This is a genomic window from Burkholderia sp. 9779_493 (assembly GCF_015712215.1).
Lineage (GTDB): Bacteria > Pseudomonadota > Gammaproteobacteria > Burkholderiales > Burkholderiaceae > Burkholderia > Burkholderia cenocepacia.
The window spans coordinates 50,351-72,700 of record NZ_JACCQA010000039.1 but is presented as its reverse complement, the minus strand read 5'-3'; the positions used below and the strand labels follow the sequence as shown (position 1 = coordinate 72,700).

The 22,350-nt window shown below is 64.7% G+C and carries 24 protein-coding genes; 8 read left to right on the top strand and 16 right to left on the bottom strand.

The genetic code is table 11. From position 1 onward, the window contains the following. Positions 1 to 445 precede the first annotated feature (445 nt). The 4 genes from H0X95_RS29910 to H0X95_RS29895 all read left to right on the top strand — a co-directional run bounded on the left by H0X95_RS29910 (position 446) and on the right by H0X95_RS29895 (position 4,265). The gene (locus H0X95_RS29910; protein ID WP_059721334.1) at positions 446 to 1,663 is read left to right on the top strand and encodes a DUF2863 family protein; all 1,218 of its coding nucleotides are present in this window, start codon (positions 446 to 448) and stop codon (positions 1,661 to 1,663) included. Between the two features lie 215 nt (positions 1,664 to 1,878). Next, on the top strand, positions 1,879 to 2,715 hold the full coding sequence (locus H0X95_RS29905; RefSeq protein ID WP_006496994.1) for a response regulator transcription factor: 837 nt from the start codon (positions 1,879 to 1,881) through the stop codon (positions 2,713 to 2,715). 76 nt (positions 2,716 to 2,791) lie between these two features. After that, positions 2,792 to 3,466: an energy-coupling factor ABC transporter permease gene (locus H0X95_RS29900; protein WP_006484865.1), complete on the top strand. Its 675-nt coding sequence runs from the start codon at positions 2,792 to 2,794 to the stop codon at positions 3,464 to 3,466. Between the two features lie 142 nt (positions 3,467 to 3,608). After that, positions 3,609 to 4,265: a BspC domain-containing protein gene (locus H0X95_RS29895; RefSeq protein ID WP_043205558.1), complete on the top strand. Its 657-nt coding sequence runs from the start codon at positions 3,609 to 3,611 to the stop codon at positions 4,263 to 4,265. A gap of 87 nt (positions 4,266 to 4,352) precedes the next feature. Here H0X95_RS29895 and H0X95_RS29890 read toward each other — a convergent pair whose 3' ends face one another. Beyond that, positions 4,353 to 5,507: a M14 family metallopeptidase gene (locus tag H0X95_RS29890; protein WP_006484873.1), complete on the bottom strand. Its 1,155-nt coding sequence runs from the start codon at positions 5,505 to 5,507 to the stop codon at positions 4,353 to 4,355. Positions 5,508 to 5,646: 139 nt separating this feature from the next. Beyond that, positions 5,647 to 6,429, bottom strand: coding sequence for a peroxide stress protein YaaA (gene yaaA / locus H0X95_RS29885; RefSeq protein WP_006484893.1), 783 nt, complete (start codon positions 6,427 to 6,429; stop codon positions 5,647 to 5,649). A gap of 57 nt (positions 6,430 to 6,486) precedes the next feature. On the opposite strand from yaaA, the gene H0X95_RS29880 reads away from it, so the two are divergent. Both H0X95_RS29880 and H0X95_RS29875 read left to right on the top strand, forming a co-directional pair. Then, complete coding sequence (locus tag H0X95_RS29880; protein ID WP_006484880.1) at positions 6,487 to 6,984, top strand: putative toxin-antitoxin system toxin component, PIN family; 498 nt, start codon at positions 6,487 to 6,489, stop codon at positions 6,982 to 6,984. 33 nt (positions 6,985 to 7,017) lie between these two features. After that, positions 7,018 to 8,190 (top strand): pyridoxal phosphate-dependent aminotransferase, encoded by a 1,173-nt coding sequence (locus H0X95_RS29875; protein ID WP_034201512.1) that lies wholly within the window; start codon positions 7,018 to 7,020, stop codon positions 8,188 to 8,190. A 39-nt stretch (positions 8,191 to 8,229) separates the two neighbouring features. Here the strand turns inward: H0X95_RS29875 and H0X95_RS29870 are convergent, their stop codons facing one another. Continuing rightward, the gene (locus tag H0X95_RS29870) at positions 8,230 to 8,886 is read right to left on the bottom strand and encodes a glutathione S-transferase family protein (protein ID WP_034201511.1); all 657 of its coding nucleotides are present in this window, start codon (positions 8,884 to 8,886) and stop codon (positions 8,230 to 8,232) included. Between the two features lie 202 nt (positions 8,887 to 9,088). Between H0X95_RS29870 and H0X95_RS29865 the strand changes: the two genes are divergently transcribed. Both H0X95_RS29865 and H0X95_RS29860 read left to right on the top strand, forming a co-directional pair. Further along, on the top strand, positions 9,089 to 9,880 hold the full coding sequence (locus H0X95_RS29865) for an oxepin-CoA hydrolase, alternative type (RefSeq protein ID WP_006484890.1): 792 nt from the start codon (positions 9,089 to 9,091) through the stop codon (positions 9,878 to 9,880). Positions 9,881 to 10,100: 220 nt separating this feature from the next. Next, positions 10,101 to 10,793, top strand: a complete 693-nt coding sequence (locus H0X95_RS29860; protein ID WP_006484871.1) for a glutathione binding-like protein — start codon at positions 10,101 to 10,103, stop codon at positions 10,791 to 10,793. Between the two features lie 47 nt (positions 10,794 to 10,840). On the opposite strand, the gene H0X95_RS29855 is transcribed toward H0X95_RS29860, so the two are convergent. The 13 genes from H0X95_RS29855 to nuoI all read right to left on the bottom strand — a co-directional run bounded on the left by H0X95_RS29855 (position 10,841) and on the right by nuoI (position 22,341). Then, positions 10,841 to 11,317, bottom strand: a complete 477-nt coding sequence (locus H0X95_RS29855; protein WP_006496999.1) for a MaoC family dehydratase — start codon at positions 11,315 to 11,317, stop codon at positions 10,841 to 10,843. Next, on the bottom strand, positions 11,314 to 11,775 hold the full coding sequence (locus H0X95_RS29850; RefSeq protein ID WP_006484884.1) for a MaoC family dehydratase: 462 nt from the start codon (positions 11,773 to 11,775) through the stop codon (positions 11,314 to 11,316). Before H0X95_RS29850 ends, H0X95_RS29855 begins: the two co-directional genes overlap by 4 nt. A 38-nt stretch (positions 11,776 to 11,813) precedes the next feature. Further along, positions 11,814 to 12,947, bottom strand: a complete 1,134-nt coding sequence (locus H0X95_RS29845; RefSeq protein WP_059721335.1) for an acyl-CoA dehydrogenase family protein — start codon at positions 12,945 to 12,947, stop codon at positions 11,814 to 11,816. 19 nt (positions 12,948 to 12,966) lie between these two features. After that, positions 12,967 to 14,163: an acyl-CoA dehydrogenase family protein gene (locus tag H0X95_RS29840; protein WP_006484866.1), complete on the bottom strand. Its 1,197-nt coding sequence runs from the start codon at positions 14,161 to 14,163 to the stop codon at positions 12,967 to 12,969. 54 nt (positions 14,164 to 14,217) lie between these two features. After that, complete coding sequence (locus H0X95_RS29835) at positions 14,218 to 14,640, bottom strand: DUF1178 family protein (RefSeq protein ID WP_006484892.1); 423 nt, start codon at positions 14,638 to 14,640, stop codon at positions 14,218 to 14,220. A 136-nt stretch (positions 14,641 to 14,776) separates the two neighbouring features. Then, positions 14,777 to 15,367, bottom strand: coding sequence for an NUDIX domain-containing protein (locus H0X95_RS29830; RefSeq protein ID WP_006484889.1), 591 nt, complete (start codon positions 15,365 to 15,367; stop codon positions 14,777 to 14,779). A gap of 39 nt (positions 15,368 to 15,406) precedes the next feature. After that, complete coding sequence (locus tag H0X95_RS29825) at positions 15,407 to 15,703, bottom strand: DUF2818 family protein (protein WP_006484867.1); 297 nt, start codon at positions 15,701 to 15,703, stop codon at positions 15,407 to 15,409. After that, positions 15,703 to 17,157 carry an NADH-quinone oxidoreductase subunit NuoN gene (gene nuoN / locus H0X95_RS29820; protein ID WP_171983970.1) on the bottom strand — a complete coding sequence of 485 codons (1,455 nt, stop codon included), beginning with the start codon at positions 17,155 to 17,157 and terminating at the stop codon, positions 15,703 to 15,705. Before nuoN ends, H0X95_RS29825 begins: the two co-directional genes overlap by 1 nt. A 36-nt stretch (positions 17,158 to 17,193) precedes the next feature. After that, the gene (locus tag H0X95_RS29815) at positions 17,194 to 18,684 is read right to left on the bottom strand and encodes an NADH-quinone oxidoreductase subunit M (protein WP_006484881.1); all 1,491 of its coding nucleotides are present in this window, start codon (positions 18,682 to 18,684) and stop codon (positions 17,194 to 17,196) included. Positions 18,685 to 18,700: 16 nt separating this feature from the next. Continuing rightward, positions 18,701 to 20,755, bottom strand: a complete 2,055-nt coding sequence (gene nuoL, locus H0X95_RS29810; RefSeq protein ID WP_006484887.1) for an NADH-quinone oxidoreductase subunit L — start codon at positions 20,753 to 20,755, stop codon at positions 18,701 to 18,703. 17 nt (positions 20,756 to 20,772) lie between these two features. After that, complete coding sequence (gene nuoK, locus H0X95_RS29805) at positions 20,773 to 21,078, bottom strand: NADH-quinone oxidoreductase subunit NuoK (protein ID WP_006478272.1); 306 nt, start codon at positions 21,076 to 21,078, stop codon at positions 20,773 to 20,775. A gap of 18 nt (positions 21,079 to 21,096) precedes the next feature. Then, a complete protein-coding gene (locus tag H0X95_RS29800; protein ID WP_006484877.1) occupies positions 21,097 to 21,747 on the bottom strand; it encodes an NADH-quinone oxidoreductase subunit J in 651 nt (216 codons plus the stop codon). Positions 21,748 to 21,852: 105 nt separating this feature from the next. Then, on the bottom strand, positions 21,853 to 22,341 hold the full coding sequence (gene nuoI, locus H0X95_RS29795; protein ID WP_006484869.1) for an NADH-quinone oxidoreductase subunit NuoI: 489 nt from the start codon (positions 22,339 to 22,341) through the stop codon (positions 21,853 to 21,855). Positions 22,342 to 22,350: the final 9 nt, after the last annotated feature.

Genomic DNA, 22,350 nt, shown 5'->3' with positions numbered 1-22,350 from the left:
CCGAGGATCAGCTCGCTGCCATCAAGCGCCCACACTTATCGGCTGTTAATTTTTAAAGAGCATGTCTGCGAGGAATCTTGAACCCCTCAGCAGTGCCGCGTTTTCAGCAGCAGAGAAGCGAGATTATGAACCGTGTTTCGCAGTTCGTCAACAACTTTCTGAACGACTTCGTTGCGACTGCGGGGCTCAACTTCCGTACCGCCGAGGCTCGCTACCTTCCGAACTCCAACGGCACTGCTTCCCTTCCCTCCGCGCCGCGTTTCCGTTAGCGCGAAAGAGGCGTGATTCTATGCAGCTCACGGCGATCGCGCAAGGGGCTTGAAGCAACTTTTTTACGAGCGCCGCATTTCGGCCGTCCGGCCATGCCTGGGCACGAGGCCGCTTATGGTGCAAAGAACGGACTAGAATGTGAGGTTCTTCGCCTCTTTCTATATACGTCTTTAATATGCGCCAGCGAATCGCCAAACGCCTCCCCCCCGATGCCGACAAACTGGTCGGTCTGTCGCTTGCGCTCTTCGCGTCGGGCAGCCGCATCGAGGATCGCTTCTGGGAAGCGAAGCTCGACGCGCTGCTCGCCAAGATCGTCCGCAACGGCAATCAGACCACGCTCGACGCCGCGCTCGACCATCTTCAGCAGAATCATCCCGACGCCTACGGCGCGCTCGCCGACATGGCCGAGACACACAGCGAGTCGATGGTGATCGACCACGACGGCCAACCGTACGATGCGCTGCTGGTCGCCGTCCCGGTGCTCGCCTGGACGCGCTACATGATTCCGTCGGGCCCGCTGAAGGGCGACGTTGCCGACGCGCTGCGCACGCACCTGCAGGCGCACGTGCTCGCAAACGGCACCCTCGTCGGACTTGCTCCCTTCCTCTACAGCATCGACCAGCTGCCGCGGCACCACGTGGAAACCTACCGGCTGGCCCAGCAGCTCGCGCATGCGGCGATCGGTCAGCACACCCCGAAGCTGAGCTTCGGCGACCTGCCGGAAACCTCGCCGATCCTGGCCGATCCGCGCTTCCTGCTGGCGGTCGTCGCCGCGCCGACCGGCGCGGCGCTGTTCCGTTGGCAGGAAGAAGAAAACGGCAGCCGTATCGAGCGCGGCCAGTGCCTCGAACAGTGGACGGCACAAGGCGGCCCGAACCTGTCGATCGCGCTGCCCGGCTGCGAGTTCGAATGCCTGCTTCCGGACGCGTACTACTCGGCCTGTCGCGATGCGGACGAACGCGTGCGTCCACACACCGTCCGAACGGCCATTCGTTATCTATTCGACACACTTGGTGCGGCGCCGCAGGAGTTGCGCGCGGTGGTCGCCGGCTTCGGCGAACGCCGTATCGACGAGTATCGGGTCGGCTTCACGCGGCGTGCCAGCAACGATGTGATCTACGGCGTCGTGTGGCCGCTCTACGGCCGTGAAAACGGCGACGTTTCGATCGACAGCGCGACGCTCGAAGGCGAAGCGCCGATCGAAGGGCCGCTCGAGGAAATCGTGAGCCTGCTGAAGGAATGCGGCGTAACCGACGTCCGCCGGCACGCGGGCCGCTTCGAACCCGAATACTGCGACGACTGCGGTGTGCCGCTGTACGCCGATCCGCTCGGCGAAATCGTCCATGCGGAAATGCCGGAAGACGCGTCGCCCGCGCAGCCGCATTTCCACTGACTCGCCCCCGCAGGCCCTGCAGCCTGCCCCGCCAAAAGCCGCTTCCGGTGCCTGCCGAAGCGGCTTTTTTTCTTGTCCGATGTTCTGTCGCCCAAAATTTCGAACTTTTCCTAAGCCTTTCAGCCAAGCAGACATCGTGTAAGGTCTTTGTCATTATCGGGGCCAGCTTATATCCCCCCGACAGCAGTCAATGACTCACCTTATGGAGATTGAATATGCGATTCTTGGTGCTTAACTCAGACGCCGAACGGCGTGACGGACTGAAGGCCCTGTTGCGGCAGATCGACCGGCACGCCAGCATCAACGATGCGCCTGACGGTTTCCAGGCGCGCCGGCTGCTGCGCACCCAGCGTTTCGACCTCCTCGCGATCGACTGGCTCGACGTGGGCCGGCTCAGCGAGCTTCAGGCCCTCGGCAACGCGTGCTCGCCGACACCGGTCGCCGTCCTGGTCGACGAGATCTCGCCCGAAGCCATCCAGCGTTTCTTCAACTACGGCGTCGCGGGCGTGATCCCGCATTCCACGCGGCCGCACCTCATCGTGCGCGCGCTCGAGATCGTCCTGCTGGGCGGGCACTACATTCCGCCGATCGCCCTCAGCCTGCTGCCGTCCACGGCGACGGCGCGCCACGATGCCCATTTCCAGACGCTCGCCGGCTCGCTGCCCCGCCGCCCGCCGAGCGGCCTCCTGTCGCCGCGACAAGCGCAGATCATGCGGTTCGTCCACATGGGCAGCACGAACAAGATGATCGCGCGTACGCTCGGCATCAGCGAAGGCACCGTGAAGATCCACCTCGCGAGCATCTTCCAGCAGCTTGGCGCCGCAAACCGCGCCGCCGCGGTCGCGATCTACAACGGCTGGCTGTCGCCCCATCTCGAGGTGCTGCTGGCGAACCGCAACCGCGCCCGCAAGCCGGCCATCGGCGAACACGGCCCGGTTCCGCTGCGGACACAACGGCATGACCGTCCGTACCCGTTGCCTACCGCGAATGCCGGCACGCACGATCTGCCGCTCGCCGCCGAACCACCGGCACGGTTCCGGCGCGGACGCTAGGCAAACAGTCTCGATATTGCGACGGTCGCGCATGCGCCGGTTCCCACCTTTGATGCTCAACGAGTAATATGGACGCATGGGTTTTCTTTTCACACCGCTTCCGCTCTGGGTTGGCATCGGTGGCTGGATCGCCGCCGTGGCCCTGCTCGCGCTCGCGATCTGGAATCGCCCGTTCGTACGCCTGCAAGACGCCACGCTTCAGCACGTGTGGCTCGCACTCGTCACTGCGATCACGGTCCTGTGGGCTTCGAACGCATGGCTCGAAGACGGCATCGTCATGCATCTGCTTGGCGCAACGCTGCTCGTCACGCTGTTCGACTGGACGCTCGCCCTGGTTGCGATGGGCGCCGTCACGGCGATTGCCGCGGTCATCTTCGACGCGCCGTGGCAAGGCATCGGCCTGACCTATCTGATCTACGGTGCGCTGCCTGTCGCCGTGTCGGCGTTGCTGCAACGCGCCGCGCTCGCGTGGCTGCCGCACAACCTCGCATCGTTCATCACGGGGCAGGGCTTCCTGTCGCCGGCCATCGCGATCGTCGCGGTCGCCGCTGCGGCGGCCGGTGTCCAGCTCGCGCTTGCCGACGGCGTGCCCGTCGTGATTCCGGCCGGCTATCTGCTGAACACCGCGCTGCTCGCGCTCGGCGAAGCGTGGTTCACCGGCATGGCGACGGCACTCATCGCCGTCTATCGCCCCGCGTGGGTCACGACCTTCGACGTCCGGCGCTACCGCCTCGGCGGCCCGCGCGCCTGACTTTCCCCTCCGGACCAGCTCGGCGCACACATGTGCCGGCGGCACCGTCCACGACGCGCGCCGAATACGCCACCTACTGCCGCACAACTTTTTTACGCTAAGATTGAACTCCTGTTCTTCATCGGGCATCTATACGTGCCCGATGTCTCCTTCGCTCCTCACCAATAACCAGATGGACAGCTCACCTGCCTCGCTCCGGATTTTCCGGGCGCTCGGCAAGCTGGCAGCCTGTATCGCGGGCCTGTCGCTTGCGCTTCCCGCTCCGGTATTCGCCGACCTGCTCGACCAGCGCTCCGAACTGATCAACAAATTCGTCAACGAGATGCATGCCGATCCGCTCGCCGCCGATTGTGCGGCGCACGGCAGCTTCATCGCCAGTACGTCGACGGCGTTCGACCGCGTCGACTTCGCGCCGAACGCATTCGACAGCGGCAACGCGACCATCACGCCGTGGAACGACTCGTTCGACCAGGGCAAGCAGCGCGTGAAGGTCGACAACATCGTCACCGTCGACGGGCTCGGCATCCACAGCAACGGCAGCGATCCGACGCCGCTGAAATTCCGTTGCGGCTATGTCGGCCAGCAAATGCTCGCGTTCAGCTGGAACGACCCGGTCCCGCCGCTGAAGCCGCGCGTCGAACGCTCGTCGTCTTCGACGAAGAAGTTCAAGGGCAAGTCGCACCGCGGCAAAGCCAAGGCGAAGGCATCGAGCCGCGCCGGCAGCAAGAAGGCCGTCGCGACGAAGAAATCCAGCGGCCAGAAGAAGGCCGTGAAGAAAAAAACCGCGAAGAAGTCCTGATACGACGGAGCGGCAACGACAGCGGCAAAAAAGCCGGCGCATCACGAGATGCGCCGGCTTTTTTCATGCGACGACGAACGGCTGCGCTTACGCGAACGTGTCGACGTGCACCAGGATCGCGGCCAGCATCGCCGCGCCGAGCGCCGCGCTGCGCTCGCCGTTCCAGCCGACGCGCTCGTCGGGCAGGTTCGCGTTGTCCTTGAACGGCATTTCGAGCGTCAACGACAGGCAGCCGAACTGATGGCCGATGTACTTCGACGCGAGCTTCAGCGCATCTTCCTTGTACTTGCTCGCAGCGTAGCCATGCTCGGTCTGAAAGTCGGGGCTGGCGACCTTGAACGCGTCGATGAACGCGGCCTGCTCTTTGCCCTGCTGCTCGGTAAAGCTCGGCAGCATCTCCGAGCCGGCGACGAACACGTACGGCAGATCCTCGTCGCCGTGAATGTCGAAGAACATGTCGCAGCCGATCGCGTGGATCGCATCGCGCACGGCCAGCACTTCGGGGCTGCGCTCGGCATCGGGCGCCATCCACTCGCGGTTCAGGTTCGCGCCGGCCGCATTGGTGCGCAGGTTGCCGTGCACGCTGCCGTCCGGATTCATGTTCGGGACGATGTAGAACGTCACGCGATCGTAGAGCTTGCGCGCCACCGGATCGCCGGCCCAGTCGCCCCATCCGGCCAGCCGCTTGACCAGGCCTTCGACGAACCACTCGGCCATCGACTCGCCCGGATGCTGGCGCGCGATGATCCATACCTTCTTCTTCGGCGCATCGTCGGTTTCCGGCGTGCCGAGCGTCAGCAGCGACATCGGACGGCCTTCGACCGTGCGGCCGAGCTCGACGACGCTCGCCTGCGGCAACTGCTGGACCGCGCCGAGAAACGCCGCGTGACGCTCTTCCGAGTACGGTTCGAAATACGCGTAGTAGATGCTGTCGAACTCGGGCGTATGGTCGATGGTCATCGTCTTGCCGTCGAACGTCGTCGGCACGCGGAACCAGTCGACCCGGTCGTAGCTTGCCACCGCGTGATAGTTGCGCCAGCCCGACGGGTATGCGCATTCGGCTGCGTTCTCGAACGTCATCACGCACCGCTCGCCGCGCGCGCCCGTCAAGCGGTAGTAAAACCATTGCGCGAACTCCGACCGATTGTCGCCACGCACGCGCAGCCGGATCGCGTCGGGACGCTCGCACGACACGACGTCGATGGCGCCCGCGTCGAAATTACTGGTGATCGAAAGGGTCATCTGTCTCTCTCCGTTGTCGACCGGCGTTAGCGCTTTAGCGCTTACGCCGGCCCCATGCAAAGCGGTTGACCGAAGCACGCGGTGTACCGCCTGTCCGGCCTCATGCAGGCGCCGGCCGTCTCGTGAACGGCCGGCAGGGTCACTCGCCGATGCGCCGGCGATATACGTAAGTCGAATCGTTCGACGCCGCCGCATCGAACGCATAGCCTTCGGTCGCGAATGCCTTCAGCGCCTTCGGGTCGGTGATACGGTTCTCGACGACAAAACGTGCCATCAGGCCGCGCGCGCGTTTCGCATGGAAGCTGATGATCTTGTAGCGGCCGCCCTTCCAGTCCTCGAATACCGGCGTGATGACCGGTGCGGCCAGCAGCTTCGGCTTGACTGACTTGAAGTATTCGGTCGACGCGCAGTTGACCAGCACGCGTGCGGCGCCGCTGCGCGTCTCCAGCTGCTCGTTCAGCGCCCGCGTGATGCGGTCGCCCCAGAACGCATACAGATCCTTGCCGCGTGCGTTCGCGAACCGCGTGCCCATCTCGAGCCGGTACGGCTGCAGCAGGTCGAGCGGACGCAGCAGCCCGTACAGGCCCGACAGCACGCGCACGTGCTGCTGCGCATAGTCGAGATCGGTGGACGACAGCGATTTTGCGTCGAAACCCTCGTAGACGTCACCGTTGAACGCCAGCACGGCCTGCTTCGCGTTGGCCGGCGTGAAGGTCGGCGACCAGTCGGCGTAGCGCTGGAAATTCAGGCGCGCAAGCGGATCGGAGATATCCATCAGCGTCGCGATGTCCTGCGGCGACAGCTTGCGCAGGCCGTGGATCAGTTCCGACGCGTCGTCGACGAACGCAGGCAACGTGTAAGACGGGACGTGCGCGGGCGTATCGTAGTCGAGGGATTTGGCGGGAGAGAGAACGATTATCATAGAGGCTCGCTGGCACGCCGTGCCTTGCGGTCAGACGAAAACCACCGATTGTAACGAATGAGCCGCTCTCTCGCCCCGCATGCCGCGCACCGCGTCGTGCTCGACTCGAACGTCTGGATCGACATCCTCGTATTCGACGACCCCGCTACGCGCCCGATCCGCGCCGCGCTGGAATGCGGCACGCTGGCCGCCGTGATCGACGGCCGCTGCCTGACCGAGCTCGAATACGTGCTCGACTATCCGCAGTTCCAGTCGCGCGCGATCGACAAGGCGGCCGCGCTCGCGACCGTCGCCCGTCTCGCGAACCTCGTCGAACCGCCGCCCGTCGACGCCGGCGCGCCGCCGCTGCCGAAGTGCAAGGACCGCGACGACCAGAAATTTCTCGAGCTCGCCCGCGCCGCGCAGGCCGACTGGCTCGTGTCGAAGGACCGCGCGCTGCTGAAGCTCGCGAAACGCACCGCACGCGACTTCGGTTTCCGGATCGCGCAGCCCGCTCCCTTTACCGAGGCCTGCGCGCTCGACGCGACGCCGGCCGCCCCGACCACGCCAGCCTGACGCACACGGCCCCACCCGATTTCGACCGTATCGATGAACGCTCCTTCAGATATGCCAACGACGCCCGTTTTCCCCTCGCGCCTGCCGAACGTCGGCACGACGATCTTCACGGTCATGAGCGCGCTTGCCGCCGAAAAAGGGGCGGTGAACCTCGGCCAGGGTTTCCCGGATTTCGATTGCGATCCGCGCATCGTCGATGCGGTCTCGGCCGCGATGCGCAACGGGCACAACCAGTATCCGCCGATGGCCGGCGTCGCGCCGCTGCGCGACGCGATCGCCGACAAGATCGCGCAGCTGTACGGCCGGCGCTACGATCCGGCCAGCGAAATCACCGTGACGGCCGGCGCGACGCAGGCGCTGCTGACGGCGATCCTGTGCGCGGTGCATCCGGGCGACGAAGTGATCGTCGTCGAGCCGACCTACGACAGCTACCTGCCGTCGATCGAGCTCGCGGGCGGCAAGCCGGTGTTCGTCACGCTGGAGGCGCCCGACTATGCGATCCCGTTCGACCGCCTCGCGGCCGCGATCACGCCGAAAACGCGGATGATCCTGATCAACACGCCGCACAACCCGACGGGCACCGTGTGGCGCGAGGCCGACATGCGCAAGCTCGAGGACATCGTGCGCGGCACCAACGTGCTGATCCTGTCCGACGAGGTGTACGAACACATGGTCTACGACGGCGCGCGCCACGAGAGCGTCGCGCGCTACCCGGAACTCGCCGCGCGCAGCTTCATCGTGTCGAGCTTCGGCAAGACCTATCACGTGACGGGCTGGAAGGTCGGTTACGTCGCGGCGCCTGCCGCGCTGACCGCGGAATTCCGCAAAGTCCACCAGTTCAACGTGTTCACGGTGAACACGCCGATGCAGATCGGGCTCGCCGACTACCTGCGCGACCCGGCGCCGTACCTGTCGCTCGCGGGCTTCTATCAGCACAAGCGCGATTTCTTCCGGGCCGGCCTCGAACGCACGCGCTTCAAGCTGCTGCCGTGCACGGGCACGTACTTTCAGTGCGTCGACTACTCGGCGATCAGCGACCTGCCCGAAGCGGAATTTTCGAAGTGGCTCACGTCGGAGATCGGCGTGGCCGCCATTCCGGTGTCGGCGTTCTATCACGAGCCGCACGAATCGGGCGTCGTCCGCTTCTGCTTCGCGAAGCAGGAAAGCACGCTCGCCTCCGCGCTCGAACGGCTCGCCCGCCTGTAAGACCGCCACGGGCGGCCGCACGCCGCCCGTCAGAAACGCTTACGAACGCACGACGTTCGCCGCTTCGATATACGCCTTGCGCTCGGCTGCCACGCGTTGCGCGGCCGGGCGCTCACCCACCGTCTTCGCGTGCGCCTTCCAGTCGATGCCTGCATCGAGCAGGAAGTCGCGGCCGAATATGGCCTTCGTCGCCATGCCGATGACCGGCAGATGGACCCACGCCGCCATGTCCGCGAGGCCGAACGATTCGCCGAGCACATACGGCGAAAACCGCGTCATCTGCTTGAAGGCATCGATCGCGCGCGGCAGACGCTTCTCGACGTGCGCCTTCATCCCATCGCTGACCTTGCCGCCGAAAAACGCTTCCGTATAGACCTCGCGCGCCATCCATTCGAGATACAGCTCGAGCGTCTCGACCAGTTCGCGCACCTTCGCGGCCGCGAACGGGCTTGCGGGCAAAATACCTTTTTCGGGATAGCGCGCCGCCAGGTATTCGACGATCACCTGCGACTCGAACAGCGCGCCCTCTTCGGTCTTCAGGAACGGAATCTTGCCGAGCGGCGAATCGGCAAGCTGCGCCGGATCGCTGATCGGCAAACCGCACACCGACTCCTCGAACGGAATGTCGTGCTCGAGCAGGACGAACTTCACCTTGTTGTAGTAGTTGGACAACGGGATACCGCACAGCTGTAGCATCGGAGTCTCCTTCCTGGCTGAAGCGCGGCCGCCTCGACGCCGGCCGCATCGGGATTCATCGCGCTGAAAAGCACGTTCGTGCTAGTCTAAAGCAAGTTTTGCGTTCGTCACGACAACATTACCGCCGCTGTGGCGACGGCGCCGCCTGTCCACGCGACACACGCGGCGTCACAGCCGCGCCATCCGATGGAGACACGCTCCCATGAGTGCTGAACTGCTGGCCTCGCGTCCGCCCGAGAGCGAATCGACGCTCGTCCTCACACTGTCCAATCCCGGCGCGCGCAACGCGCTGCATCCCGACATGTACGCGGCCGGCATCGAAGCGCTCGCCACCGCCGAGCGCGATCCGGCGATTCGCGCCGTCGTGCTGACAGGTGCCGACCGCTTCTTCTGCGCAGGCGGCAACCTGAACCGGCTGCTCGAGAATCGCTCGAAGGAGCCGTCCTTTCAGGCCGACAGCATCGATCAGCTCGCGGCATGGGTAACGGCGATCCGCGCAGCCACGAAGCCGGTGATCGCAGCCGTCGAAGGCGCCGCGGCCGGCGCGGGCTTCTCGCTCGCGCTCGCGTGCGACCTGATCGTCGCCGCACATGATGCGAAATTCGTGATGTCGTATGCGCGCGTCGGCCTGACGCCCGACGGCGGCGGCTCGTGGTTTCTCGCCCGTGCGTTGCCGCGCGCGATCGCGGCCGAGATCCTGTTCGAAGGCAAGCCGGTTGCCGCCGAACGCCTGCATGCGCTCGGCGTCGTCAACCGGCTCGCCACGCCCGGCACGGCGCTGAGCGACGCACTGGCATGGGCCGACACGCTCGCCGGCATCTCGCCGAATGCGCTCACGCGCATCAAGTCGTTGCTCGACGACGCGACCGCGCAACCGCTGGACGCGCACCTCGGCACCGAGCGCGATCATTTCGTCGCGTCGCTGCATCATGCGGACGGGCTCGAAGGCATCACCGCCTTTCTCGAGAAGCGCCCGCCGCGCTACAAGCGCTGATCCGCCGCGTCGGCCTTCGAACCGACGCCACGCCGCCGCGTCCCTCCGATGCGGCATGTCGCCGTCGCACGCAATGCCGACGGCGATCTCCCGCCCGGCCTTGCCTGCCCGTCGGCACACGCGTTTGCGTCGCCAGCAGCCCGTGTCGATCCATGCTCTAATGACCGCCTGTCGCGGCGCCGCCGGCGCCGTTTTCGCGCAAGCCTCACAGGAGTTGACGATGATCGACGTCTATAGCTGGGCGACCCCGAATGGCCACAAGGTGCACATCATGCTCGAGGAAACGGGCCTCGCATATCGTGCCCATCCGATCGATATCGGCGCGGGCGACCAGTTCGAGCCCGCGTTCCTGAAGATCAGCCCGAACAACAAGATCCCCGCGATCGTCGATCCGGACGGCCCCGGCGGCCAACCGATCTCGCTGTTCGAATCGGGCGCGATCCTGATCTACCTCGCGGAGAAGACCGGCAAGTTCCTGCCGACCGATCCGGCCGCACGCTATGCGACGCTCGAGTGGCTGATGTTCCAGATGGGCGGTGTCGGCCCGATGCTCGGGCAGGCGCACCACTTCCGCCTGTATGCGCCGGAGAAGATCGAGTATGCGGTCAACCGCTACACGAACGAAGCGAAGCGCCTGTACAACGTGATGGAAAAGCGCCTCGGCGAATCCGAGTATCTCGCGGGCGACACGTACACGATCGCGGACATTGCGACGTTCCCGTGGACACGTTCGTGGCAGAACCAGGGCATCGTGCTCGACGCCTTGCCGAACGTGAAGCGCTGGCACGAGGCGATCGCCGCGCGACCGGCCGTGCAGCGCGGCGTCGAGGTGCTCGCGTCGATGCGCAAGCCGCTGCAGGACGACAAGGCACGCGAGGTGCTGTTCGGCGCGACGCAATACGCGAAGCACTGACCCGCACGCGGCGGGCGGAGCGGCATCCGTGCATGCCGCTCCGTGCCTCAGAAGTAATGCAGCGTGATGAACTCCGCCGCGCACACCGGCAGCGGCGCGTCGGGGCGCTCGACCTGCACCGATACGGACCACGTCACCTGAATGCCGCCACGCGCGGCGTCGGCGGTTTCCTTCACCGCGAACAGCGCACGCACGCGCGCACCGACCGGCACCGGCTTCAAAAACCGCACGCGGTTCAGCCCGTAGTTCACGCCCATCTTCTGCTCGAAGCGCATCGCGTCGGTCATCAACGCGGGAATCAGCGACAGCGTCAGGAACCCGTGCGCGATCGGTCCGCCGAACGGCGACTCGCGCCGCGCGCGCTCGGGGTCGACGTGAATCCATTGATGGTCGCCGGTCGCGTCGGCGAAACCGTCGACGCGCGGCTGGTCGATCTCGATCCAGCCGCTCGCGAGCGGCTCCGCGCCGACCCGCGCCTGCAGCGCCTGCGCCGATGCGATCAGCGGCAAGGTCACGTCGGTCATATCTTCGCGCCTCCCGGATGGCGCAGCCCGAAAATCACCTTGGTGTGCACGGTGATCACCGTCTCGCCGGCTTCGTTCACGCCGACCCATTCCGTCGATACGATGCCGCGATCGGGCTTGCTCTCCGACACGCGCTTGTCGTGCACCTTCTGGTACATCGTGATCGTGTCGCCGGCGCGCACCGGCTTCAGCCAGCGAATCGAATCGATGCCGGGCGAGCCCATGCTGGTCGAATCCGGTCCGAGCTTCTGGATCAGCAGGCTCATGAACACCGAGCACGTATGCCAACCGCTCGCGACGAGGCCGCCGAAATGCGACGCCTTCCCCGCTTCCTCGTCGAGATGGAACGGCTGCGGATCGTAGCGCTTCGCGAACGCCTTGATGTCGTCAGGCTCGAACGTATAGCGGCCCACTTCGGTGGTACTGCCGACCACCAGATCTTCGTAACTGATGCCCACTGATAAGTCTCCTTGTCTCGCGCGCTCGCGCGTCGCCATCATGCTACGTCGGTCTGCGCGAAATCGGGCAGCGCCGCGATGCGGGCGAGGTGATGATCGGTATCGCCGAGTGTCGTCTCGATGATCGACAGCCGTTTGAACAGGTGCGCGGCGGCCACCTCGTTGGTCACGCCCATGCCGCCGTGCAGCTGGACCGCCTGCTGGCCGACGAAGCGTGCGGCCGACCCGACCCGCGCCTTCGCGGCCGACACGGCCTTGCGCCGGGCATCGGCGTCGCCGTTCGCGTAGCGCACCGCCGCGAGATAGGTCAGCGAACGCGCCTGCTCGGCATGGATCAGCATGTCGACCATCCGGTGCTGCAGCGCCTGAAAACGCGCGATCGGCACGCCGAACTGCTCGCGCGTCTTCGTGTATTCGACCGTCGCGCGATTGAGTTCGTCGAGCGCGCCGACCGCTTCCGCGCACAGCAGGAAAGTCGCGTAATCGGCAATCTGCTCGAGTGCCACCGCGTCGCGCGCGCCACCCGTCAGCAATCGGGCCGGCGTGTCGTCGAAGGAGATCGTCGCGGCACGCTGGCCATCGATGGTCCGGTAGTCGACCACCTTCGCGTTCGCTGCATCGTGTTCGACGACAAAGAGGCCGATGCCGCCGCCGTCGACCCGCGCAGGCACGATCCACGCATGCGCCTGGGCGCCGTGCTGAACCACCGACTTCGCGCCGGTCAGCCGGTACGTGCCGCCCTGCTCGCGCGCATGCGTGTCGAGTGCGTACAGGTCGTAGCGCGCTCGCGGTTCGTGGAACGCGACCGCCACGCGCTTGTGCCCCTGCGCGACCGCCTCCAGCAACGCGGCATCTTCGCCTGCGCCGGAGCCGGCGATCCGCAACGCCTCGACGCCGACTGCCGTGGCCCAGTACGGCTCGATCACGAGTGCGCGGCCGAGCTCCTGCATCACGACCAGCATGTCGACCGGGCCGCCGCCGAAGCCGCCCTGCGCGTCCGGCACGGGCAACGCGGTCAACCCGAGTTCGGTGAATGCGCTCCATTGCGCGTCCGATACGCCGGCATCGCTGCGCACGATCGCCTGGCGCGCTTCGAAGCCGTATTGCTCGCCGAGATACCGGCGCAGGGCGTCGGCGAACTGCTGCTGCTCATCGGTAAAGCTGAAATCCATGGTTGTCTCCGTTCCCTGATCACAGCCCCAGAATCATCTGCGCGATGATGTTCTTCTGGATCTCGTTCGAACCGCCGTAGATCGACGTCTTCCGGTAATTGAAGTAGTACGCGGCGAGCGGCGCCGCATCGTCGTCGCCCGCGATGCTGTGCTCGCGCTCGCCGTCGAGGAACGGCACGTCGAACGGTGCGGCCAGCGGACCGATCGCCTCGACCATCAGCTCGGTGAGCGCCTGCTGCACCTCGGTGCCCTTGATCTTCAGCATCGATGCTTCGGGGCCGGGCCCCTTGCCGCTCGTCTCGCGGCTGACGACGCGCAGCACCGTCACCTCGAGCGCCATCAGCTCGACTTCGAGCGCCGCGACCTTCGCGGCGAACACGGGATCGGCGAGCAGCGGCTTGCCGTTCTTGCGCTGGTTCGATGCGACACGCTTCAGGAACGCGAGCTCCCGCTTCGACGCACCGACGCGCGCGATGCCGGTGCGCTCGTGGCCGAGCAGGTATTTCGCGTAGGTCCAGCCGCGGTTCTCGTCGCCGACGAGGTTCTCGACCGGCACCTTCACGTCCTCGAAGAACACCTCGTTGACCTCGTGGTCTTCGTCGAGCATCACGATCGGACGCACCGTGATGCCGGGCGTCTTCATGTCGATCAGCAGGAACGAGATACCCTCCTGCTTCTTCGCGGCCGGATCGGTGCGCACGAGGCAGAACATCATGTCGGCGTACTGGCCGAGCGTGGTCCAGGTCTTCTGGCCGTTGACGACGTAGTGATCGCCGTGGCGCTCGGCGCGCGTGCGCAGCGACGCCAAATCGGACCCGGAACCCGGCTCCGAGTAACCCTGACACCACCAGTCCGAGCCGTCGAGAATACGCGGCAGATAGTGGCGCTTCTGCGCTTCGCTGCCGTATTTCATCAAAACCGGCGCGACCATCGACACCCCGAACGGCAGCACGGTCGGCGCACCGATCCGCGCGCATTCCTCGTCCCAGATGTGTCGCTGCGTCGCGTTCCAGCCCGGGCCGCCATATTCGACCGGCCATGCGGGTGCGGACCAGCCTCGCTGGCCGAGAATCCGGTGCCAGCTCGCGAAATCCTCGCGGTCGAGTCGTTTGTGATCGAGTACCTTGGCGCGCAGAGCATGAGGCAGGTGGGCCTCGAGCCAGGCGCGGACGTCAACGCGGAACGCGTCGTCGGCAGGGGAATAGTCCAGATCCATGCGCAGTGCCTCCTGACCGCGGCCGTCCGGCCCGGCCAGGACTCACTGCGTACGTCATTGCAGCGGTTCTTTCAGCGCGGCAGGAATCGGCAGCGGCATCACGTCGATGCCTTCTTCGACCAAGGATTGCGCGTCTTCCGGCGTCGTGACGCCACGAATGCTGCGTGCGGGCGCCTCGTTGTAATGGATGCGCCGCGCTTCCTCGGCGAAGCGCTCGCCCACGTTCTCGGTCTTCTCCAGCACCTCGCGCAGCGCGCGCATCACCTGCGCCTGCAGCGCACGCGGATCGGCCGGCCGGGCCTGCGTCGCCCCCGATAGATTCAGGCGCGGCGCCGACGGCAGACGGTTGACCTCGGTCGTCCCGCACACCGGACATTCGACCAGCTTGCGGGACAACTGCGCTTCGAATTCATCGGCGGAAGCGAACCAGCCTTCGAACCGATGACCGTGCGGACACTGTAAATCGAGGACCTTCATGCTGAATCAGGGCGTGTGACGAGTGTAGCGCAAAAAACGATTTTGTGAACGATCGTGCTAAATCCCGATCGCGCGGCACGGGTGCGCCGCGTCACCAGATTGTAACGCGGTGCCCCGCTCGCCGCTGACGCTGCACTCAGGGCGTGACGACCGGGCCGAGCGGCCACGTGCCGGACAGCACCTTGTCGAGCCACATCGTGCCGATGATCGTCTTCACGTCGGAGATCTGGCCCGTGCGCACCCATTCCTGCAGGTCGGCCAGCGTCGCGGTGAAGGTTTCGAGGAATTCGCCTTCGTCGAGCTTGCGCTCGCCGGCCGTCAGCCCGCGCGCGAGGTACAGGTCGATGAATTCGGTCGAATAGGAAATGATCGGGTGAATGCGGGCGAGGAACACGTATTCGCGTGCCGTGTAGCCGGTTTCCTCGCGCAGTTCGCGCACCGCGCACGCGAGCGCGCCTTCGTTCGGGTCGAGCTTGCCGGCCGGGAATTCGGCCATCACCTTGCCGATCGGATAGCGATACTGGCTTTCCATCAATACGCGGCCGTCGTCGAACAGCGGGATCACCATCACCGCGCCCGGGTGCTGCACGTACTCGCGCGTGGCCTTCTTGCCGTCCGGCAGACGGACGGTATCGCGCTTGAGCTTGAGGAACGCGCCGTCGAAGATTGCCTCGCTCTCGAGGCAGGTTTCGGTCAGTGCGGCGTCGTGATTGGGTAGTTCGGCCATCGGCGGCTCCTGGATGAGCACGACGGACGGCCGAAGCCGTCAGCGTCGTTTGACGAGATACTGGAACGTGAAGCCGGGAAACGCGAACACGACGAACAGACTGAACGTGATCGCGTAAAACTGCCAGCCCTGTTCGAAGCGGTTGCCGGCGCGCGACTCGAGCCAGAAGCCGAGCGCGCCGACGATGAAGTACAGCACGATCAGCTCGCCGATCCGCACCCACGCGTTCTTCTTCGTCGCGCCGAACGGCACGACGGCGAAGAGGCGTTGGTTCAGGAACGGCAGGTTGGCGCAGACGAGCGCCAACAGCACGATGAACCAGCCGGCTGCCGACATTACAGCGGCAGCGTGTGACGGATTGCCTGCAGGCAGGCGGTCAGCAGCGGGCTCGGGATCAGGCCGAGCACGACGACCGCCAGGCCGTTCAGCACGAGGATCGTGCGCTTGCAGAAGTCGCCCGAGATCGGCGTCGAATCCTGCGGCGCATCGAAGTACATCAGCTTCACGATGCGCAGGTAGTAGAACGCGCCGAACAACGACGTGATCACGGCCAGCACGGCCAGCCACGTGAGGCCCGCGTTGACGGTCGCCTCGAGCACGGCCAGCTTCGCGTAGAAGCCGACGGTCGGCGGGATGCCGGCCAGCGAGAACATCATGACCATCATCACGAACGCGAACACCGGGCTGCGCTTGTTGAGGCCCTTGAAGTCGTCGATCGTTTCCGCTTCGAAATCGCGGCGCGCGAGCAGCATCACCACGCCGAACGAGCCGAGCGTCGTGATCAGGTAGACGATCGCGTAGAACATCGCCGAGCTGTAGGCGTTCGCCGGTGCCGCCGCGTCGCCCTTCACGATGCCCGCGAGCAGGCCGAGCAGCACGAAGCCCATGTTCGAGATCGCCGAGTACGCGAGCATCCGCTTGATGTTGCGCTGGACGATACCGGTGATGTTACCGACGATCAGCGACAGCGCGGCCAGGATCACGAGCGCGGTCTGCCAGTTCTGCGCGAGCGGCAGCAGGCCCATCACCAGGAAGCGCAGGCCCCACGCGAACGCGGCAACCTTCGGGCCGCCGCCGACGAACAGCGTCATCGCGGTCGGTGCGCCCTGGTAGACGTCCGGCACCCACATGTGGAACGGCACGGCGCCGAGCTTGAACGCGATACCGGCGACGATGAAGATCACGCCGAACATCAGCACGGCCGCGTCGGTGTTGCCGCCGACCGCCTTGTACACTTCGCCGAGTTCGAGCGAGCCGGTCGCGCCGTAGAGCATCGAGATGCCGTACAGCACGAAGCCCGACGCGAGCGCGCCCAGCACGTAGTACTTCATCGCGGCTTCGCTCGACTGCGCGGCATCGCGACGCAGCGCGATGACCGCATACAGCGACAGCGACATCAGTTCGAGACCGAGGTACAGCGTCAGGAAGTTGTTGCCCGACACCATGACCAGCTGACCGAGCAGCGAGAACATGCCGAGCAGGAACACGTCGCCGCGGAACATGTCGCGGTCTTCGAGGTACTTGCGCGAATAGACGAGCGAGACCGCGAAACCGAACGACACGACCGCCTTCATCATGCTCGCGAACGAGTCGACGACGACCATCTTCGAGAAGAAGTAGTACTGGTGCGGGTCGAGCGCCTGGACCGCGAACCACACGCCGGCGACGACCGACGAGACGACCGCGATCAGATAGGTCAGGCGGCGGCCGGAAGCACCGGTAAAGGTGTCGTTCAGCCATGCGACGACGATGGCGGCCATCACCAGCGCGTCAGGCAACAGGACATTCATAGGAGCGTTCATGATCTTGATTTCCTCCGCTCGCGATTACTGGGCCAGCGGCAGCTTCGACTGCGCGACGTGGGAGAGGAGGTTTTCGACGGAAACGTGCATCACGTCGGTGAAAGGCTTCGGATACAGGCCCATCAGCAGCGTGAACGCGGCGAGCACGGCCAGCATCAGGAATTCGCGACGGCCGATGTCCTTCAGCTTGGCAACGTGATCGTTCGCGACCGCGCCGAAATACACACGCTTGTACATCCACAGCGTGTAGGCCGCGCCGAGGATCAGCGTGAATGCCGCGCCGAATGCGATCCAGAAGTTGTACTGGACGGCCGCGAGAATCACCATGAACTCGCCGACGAAACCCGACGTACCCGGCAGGCCGCAGTTGGCCATCGAGAACAGCATCGCGAATGCCGCGAACTTCGGCATCACGTTGACGACGCCACCGTAATCGGCGATCTGGCGCGAGTGCACGCGGTCGTACAGCACACCGATGCAGAGGAACATCGCGCCCGACACGAAGCCGTGCGAGATCATCTGGATGATCGCGCCTTCGACGCCGAGCTGGTTGAAGATGAAGAAGCCGAGCGTGACGAAGCCCATGTGCGCGATCGACGAATACGCGACCAGCTTCTTCATGTCGGCCTGCACCATCGCGACGAGGCCGATGTAGATCACCGCGATCAGCGACAGCGTGATCACGACGGGTGCCAGGAAGTGGCTCGCGTCAGGCGTGATCGGCAGCGAGAAGCGCAGGAAACCGTACGCGCCGAGCTTCAGCATGATCGCGGCCAGCACGACCGAGCCGCCCGTCGGCGCTTCCACGTGCGCGTCCGGCAGCCACGTGTGCACCGGCCACATCGGCACCTTCACCGCGAACGCGAGGAAGAACGCAATGAACAGCAGGATCTGTGGCGTCATCGCGATCTTCGCGTTCTGCCACGTCGCGAGGTCGAACGAGTGCGTTTCCGTGTACAGGTAGATCAGCGCGACCAGCATCAGCAGCGAGCCGGCCAGCGTGTACAGGAAGAACTTGAACGCCGCATACACGCGGTTCGGGCCGCCCCACACGCCGATGATGATGTACATCGGGATCAGGGTCGCCTCGAAGAATACGTAGAACAGCAGGCCGTCGGCCGCCGAGAACACGCCGATCATGATCCCGGACAGGATCAGGAACGCCGCGAGGTACTGCGCGACGTTCTCGGTGATCACTTCCCACGCGGCGATCACGACGATCACGGTGATCAGCGCGGTCAGCACGACGAACCACATCGAGATGCCGTCGACGCCGAGGTGATACGCAATGTCGAAGCGTTCGATCCAGGTCGACTTCTCGACGAACTGCAGCGCAGCCGTGCTCGAGTCGAAGCCCGTGATCAGCGGGATCGTGACCGCGAGGCCGAGCAGCGCACCGATCAGCGCAACCCAGCGGGCCGTCCCCGGATTTTTGTCGTTACCTACCGCAAGCACGAGGAGGCCGAAAACGATCGGCAGCCAGATCGCGGTACTGAGAATCGGAAAAGCGTGCATTAGTTGTCCCCCCGCCTTATTTGCCGCCGAGCGTTACAAACAGGGTCAGGAGCCCCAGCATGCCGATGATCATGGCGAACGCGTAGTGATAGATGTAACCGGATTGGAGGAAGCGGATCACGCCGGCGAACCAGCCGATGAACCGGGCGCTGCCGTTGACGAGGCCGTCGATCACGACGACGTCGCCCTCCTTCCACAGGCCGCGGCCGATCGCCACCGAACCGCGGGCGAACACCACTTCGTTGATCTTGTCCATGTAGTACTTGTTGTCCAGCAGCGTGTAGATCGGGCCGAACGCGCGGCGGATCGACGCCGGCAGCTCCGGACGCTTCAAGTACAGGAACCACGCGACGACGACACCGGCGAGCGCCAGCCACACCGGCAGGCCCGACACCGAATGCAGGCCCATGCCGACCCAGCCGTGGAACTCTTCGGCCATCTCGGCCAGCGCCGGATGGTTTTCGCCGATGAAGATCACCTTGTCGAATGCAACGCCGTGCTGGAAGAAATCGCCGAACAGCATCGGGCTGATCGCGATCGCGCCGATGATCACCGACGGGATCGCCAGCAGGACCAGCGGCACCCACACGACCCACGGGGTCTCGTGCGGCTCGTGCGCGTGGTCGTCATGACCGTGGCCATGGCCGTGATCGTCGTGGCCGTGCGCGGCCGCCATGCCCATCGGCGATTCCGGATGCTTCGGCTGGCGGAAGCGCTCTTCGCCGTGGAACACCAGGAAGTACATGCGGAACGAGTACAGCGCCGTGACGAACACGCTCGCGACGACCGCGAAGTACGCGAAGCCCGAACCCGGCAGGTGCGACAGCTTCACCGCGTCGATGATCGAGTCCTTCGAGTAGAAGCCCGAGAAAAACGGCGTACCGATCAGCGCGAGCGAGCCGACGAGCGACGTGATCCACGTGATCGGCATGTACTTGCGCAGGCCGCCCATGTTGCGCATGTCCTGGTCGTGGTGCATGCCCATGATCACCGAGCCGGCGCCGAGGAACAGCAGCGCCTTGAAGAACGCGTGCGTCATCAGGTGGAACACGGCGACCGGGTAAGCGGACACGCCGAGCGCGACGGTCATGTAGCCGAGCTGCGACAGCGTCGAGTACGCGACCACCCGCTTGATGTCGTTCTGGACGATGCCGAGGAAGCCCATGAAGAGCGCCGTGATCGCGCCGATCACCGTGATGAAGGACAGCGCGGTATCCGACAGCTCGAACAGCGGCGACATGCGCGACACCATGAAGATGCCGGCCGTGACCATCGTCGCCGCGTGAATCAGCGCCGAGATCGGGGTCGGGCCTTCCATCGAGTCCGGCAGCCACACGTGCAGCGGGAACTGCGCCGACTTGCCCATCGCGCCGATGAACAGGCAGATACAGGCAACGGTCAGCAGGCCCCAGTCGGTGCCCGGGAAGTGCAGGCTCGCGAGTTCCGCGCGCTTCGCGAACACTTCGCCGTAGTTCATCGAGCCGGCGAACGCGAGCAGCAGGCCGATGCCGAGCAGGAAGCCGAAGTCGCCCACGCGGTTCACGAGGAACGCCTTCATGTTCGCGTAGATCGCGCTCTCACGCGTGAAGTAGAAACCGATCAGCAGGTACGACACCAGACCCACCGCTTCCCAGCCGAAGAACAGCTGCAGGAAGTTGTTGCTCATCACGAGCATCAGCATCGAGAACGTGAACAGCGAGATGTACGAGAAGAAGCGCTGGTAGCCGTCCTCTTCCGCCATGTAGCCGATCGTGTACACGTGCACCATCAGCGAGACGAAGGTCACGACGACCATCATCATCGCGGTCAGCGAATCGACGAGGAAGCCGACTTCGAGCTTCAGCGAGCCGACGTTCATCCATTCGTAGACGGTCGCGTTGAAGCTCGCACCGCCCATCACGTCGAAGAAGACTTTCGCCGACAGGAGGAACGCGATCAATACGCCGAGGATCGTGATCCGGTGTGCGCCCTTGCGCCCGACTGCGTTCCCGAACAGCCCCGCAATCAGCGAGCCGGCCAGCGGAGCGAGCGGAATCGCCAGCAGCAGGTTTTCATTGAGTGTCGTTGACATAACAGCGTTGCCTGAAATTAACCTTTGAGCTGATCGAGATCCTCGACATTGATCGTGTCGAGCTTACGGAACAGGGTCACCAGAATCGCGAGACCGATCGCGGCTTCCGCTGCGGCGACGGTCAGCACGAAGAACACGAAGATCTGGCCGTGCACGTCACCCAGGTAGTGCGAGAACGCGACGAAGTTGGTGTTCACCGCCAGCAGCATCAGTTCGATCGACATCAGGATGATGATGACGTTGCGGCGGTTCAGGAAAATCCCGACGATCGCGATCGCGAACAGGATCGCGCCGAGCACAAGGTAGTGAGCAAGAGTCAGCATGGTTTTCTTTTCCTCCGCTTAGCCGTTGGTGCCCGAACCGGCTTCGCTTTGCGCCGCTTCCGGCTGCGGCTTGTCCGCTTCCATCTTCACGAGGCGCACGCGGTCGTTGCGGCGCACCTTGACCTGATCCGACACACGCTGGCGCTTGCTGTCCTTGCCCTTGCGCTCGGTCAGCCCGATCGCGGCGATGATCGCGACCAGCAGCACGAGGCCGGCGATTTCGAACGCGAAGATGTAGTCGGTGTAGATCACCTTGCCGATCAGGCGCGTGTTCGACCAGTTGGCCATCTCGCCCGTCGCCATCGCATGCACGGTGTGCGTGTCGCCGTAACCGCGCCACAGGATCAGCGCGGTTTCGATCACGATGATCGCGCCGACCACGGTGGCCATCGGTACGAAGCGCTTGAAATCGCGGCGCAGGTAGTCGATGTTGATGTCCAGCATCATCACGACGAACAGGAACAGCACCATCACCGCGCCCACGTAGACCAGCACCAGCAGGATCGCGAGGAACTCCGCCTCCAGCAGCATCCAGATCGCGGCGGCGTTGAAGAACGCCAGCACAAGGAAAAGCGCAGACGCCACCGGGTTGCGCGAAGTGATCACCTTCAGCCCTGATACCACCAGGAGCAGCGCGAAGATGTAGAACAGTACGGTCGTGAATTCCATGATTACCGGTTCATCGTTAGGCCATAGTCAGGCGCGGCTTGCGGGACGCCCGCACCCGTCGCGGCGGCTCGGCCCGTTCATGCCGGGCCGGCACTGCAAACACAATCAACGATACGGCGCGTCGGCAGCCTTCGCCGCGGCGATGTCCTTCTCGTAGCGGTCGCCCACCGCGAGCAGCATATCCTTCGTGAAATACAGGTCGCCGCGCTTTTCGCCGTGGTACTCGAGAATCTGCGTCTCGACGATCGAATCGACCGGGCAGCTCTCTTCGCAGAAACCGCAGAAGATGCACTTCGTCAGGTCGATGTCGTAGCGCGTCGTGCGGCGCGTGTTGTCCGCGCGCGTTTCCGATTCGATCGTGATCGCCAGCGCGGGGCACACGGCCTCGCACAGCTTGCACGCGATGCAGCGCTCTTCGCCGTTCTCATAGCGGCGCAGCGCGTGCAGCCCGCGGAAACGCGGCGAAATCGGGGTCTTCTCTTCCGGGAACTGCACGGTGAACTTGCGCTTGAACGTGTAACGACCGGTCAGCGCGAGCCCCTTCAGCAGCTCGGTCAGGAAGAAAGTCTTAAAGAAGTGTTGGATAGCCGTCATGATTTCGTC

Coding starts and splice junctions, on each gene's coding strand:
- H0X95_RS29910 (WP_059721334.1), top strand. CDS start 446: ATGCGCCAGCGAATCGCCAAACGCCTCCCCCCCGATGCCGACAAACTG.
- H0X95_RS29905 (WP_006496994.1), top strand. CDS start 1,879: ATGCGATTCTTGGTGCTTAACTCAGACGCCGAACGGCGTGACGGACTG.
- H0X95_RS29900 (WP_006484865.1), top strand. CDS start 2,792: ATGGGTTTTCTTTTCACACCGCTTCCGCTCTGGGTTGGCATCGGTGGC.
- H0X95_RS29895 (WP_043205558.1), top strand. CDS start 3,609: ATGTCTCCTTCGCTCCTCACCAATAACCAGATGGACAGCTCACCTGCC.
- H0X95_RS29890 (WP_006484873.1), bottom strand. CDS start 5,507: ATGACCCTTTCGATCACCAGTAATTTCGACGCGGGCGCCATCGACGTC.
- yaaA (WP_006484893.1), bottom strand. CDS start 6,429: ATGATAATCGTTCTCTCTCCCGCCAAATCCCTCGACTACGATACGCCC.
- H0X95_RS29880 (WP_006484880.1), top strand. CDS start 6,487: ATGAGCCGCTCTCTCGCCCCGCATGCCGCGCACCGCGTCGTGCTCGAC.
- H0X95_RS29875 (WP_034201512.1), top strand. CDS start 7,018: ATGAACGCTCCTTCAGATATGCCAACGACGCCCGTTTTCCCCTCGCGC.
- H0X95_RS29870 (WP_034201511.1), bottom strand. CDS start 8,886: ATGCTACAGCTGTGCGGTATCCCGTTGTCCAACTACTACAACAAGGTG.
- H0X95_RS29865 (WP_006484890.1), top strand. CDS start 9,089: ATGAGTGCTGAACTGCTGGCCTCGCGTCCGCCCGAGAGCGAATCGACG.
- H0X95_RS29860 (WP_006484871.1), top strand. CDS start 10,101: ATGATCGACGTCTATAGCTGGGCGACCCCGAATGGCCACAAGGTGCAC.
- H0X95_RS29855 (WP_006496999.1), bottom strand. CDS start 11,317: ATGACCGACGTGACCTTGCCGCTGATCGCATCGGCGCAGGCGCTGCAG.
- H0X95_RS29845 (WP_059721335.1), bottom strand. CDS start 12,947: ATGGATTTCAGCTTTACCGATGAGCAGCAGCAGTTCGCCGACGCCCTG.
- H0X95_RS29840 (WP_006484866.1), bottom strand. CDS start 14,163: ATGGATCTGGACTATTCCCCTGCCGACGACGCGTTCCGCGTTGACGTC.
- H0X95_RS29835 (WP_006484892.1), bottom strand. CDS start 14,640: ATGAAGGTCCTCGATTTACAGTGTCCGCACGGTCATCGGTTCGAAGGC.
- H0X95_RS29830 (WP_006484889.1), bottom strand. CDS start 15,367: ATGGCCGAACTACCCAATCACGACGCCGCACTGACCGAAACCTGCCTC.
- H0X95_RS29825 (WP_006484867.1), bottom strand. CDS start 15,703: ATGTCGGCAGCCGGCTGGTTCATCGTGCTGTTGGCGCTCGTCTGCGCC.
- nuoN (WP_171983970.1), bottom strand. CDS start 17,157: ATGAATGTCCTGTTGCCTGACGCGCTGGTGATGGCCGCCATCGTCGTC.
- H0X95_RS29815 (WP_006484881.1), bottom strand. CDS start 18,684: ATGCACGCTTTTCCGATTCTCAGTACCGCGATCTGGCTGCCGATCGTT.
- nuoL (WP_006484887.1), bottom strand. CDS start 20,755: ATGTCAACGACACTCAATGAAAACCTGCTGCTGGCGATTCCGCTCGCT.
- nuoK (WP_006478272.1), bottom strand. CDS start 21,078: ATGCTGACTCTTGCTCACTACCTTGTGCTCGGCGCGATCCTGTTCGCG.
- H0X95_RS29800 (WP_006484877.1), bottom strand. CDS start 21,747: ATGGAATTCACGACCGTACTGTTCTACATCTTCGCGCTGCTCCTGGTG.
- nuoI (WP_006484869.1), bottom strand. CDS start 22,341: ATGACGGCTATCCAACACTTCTTTAAGACTTTCTTCCTGACCGAGCTG.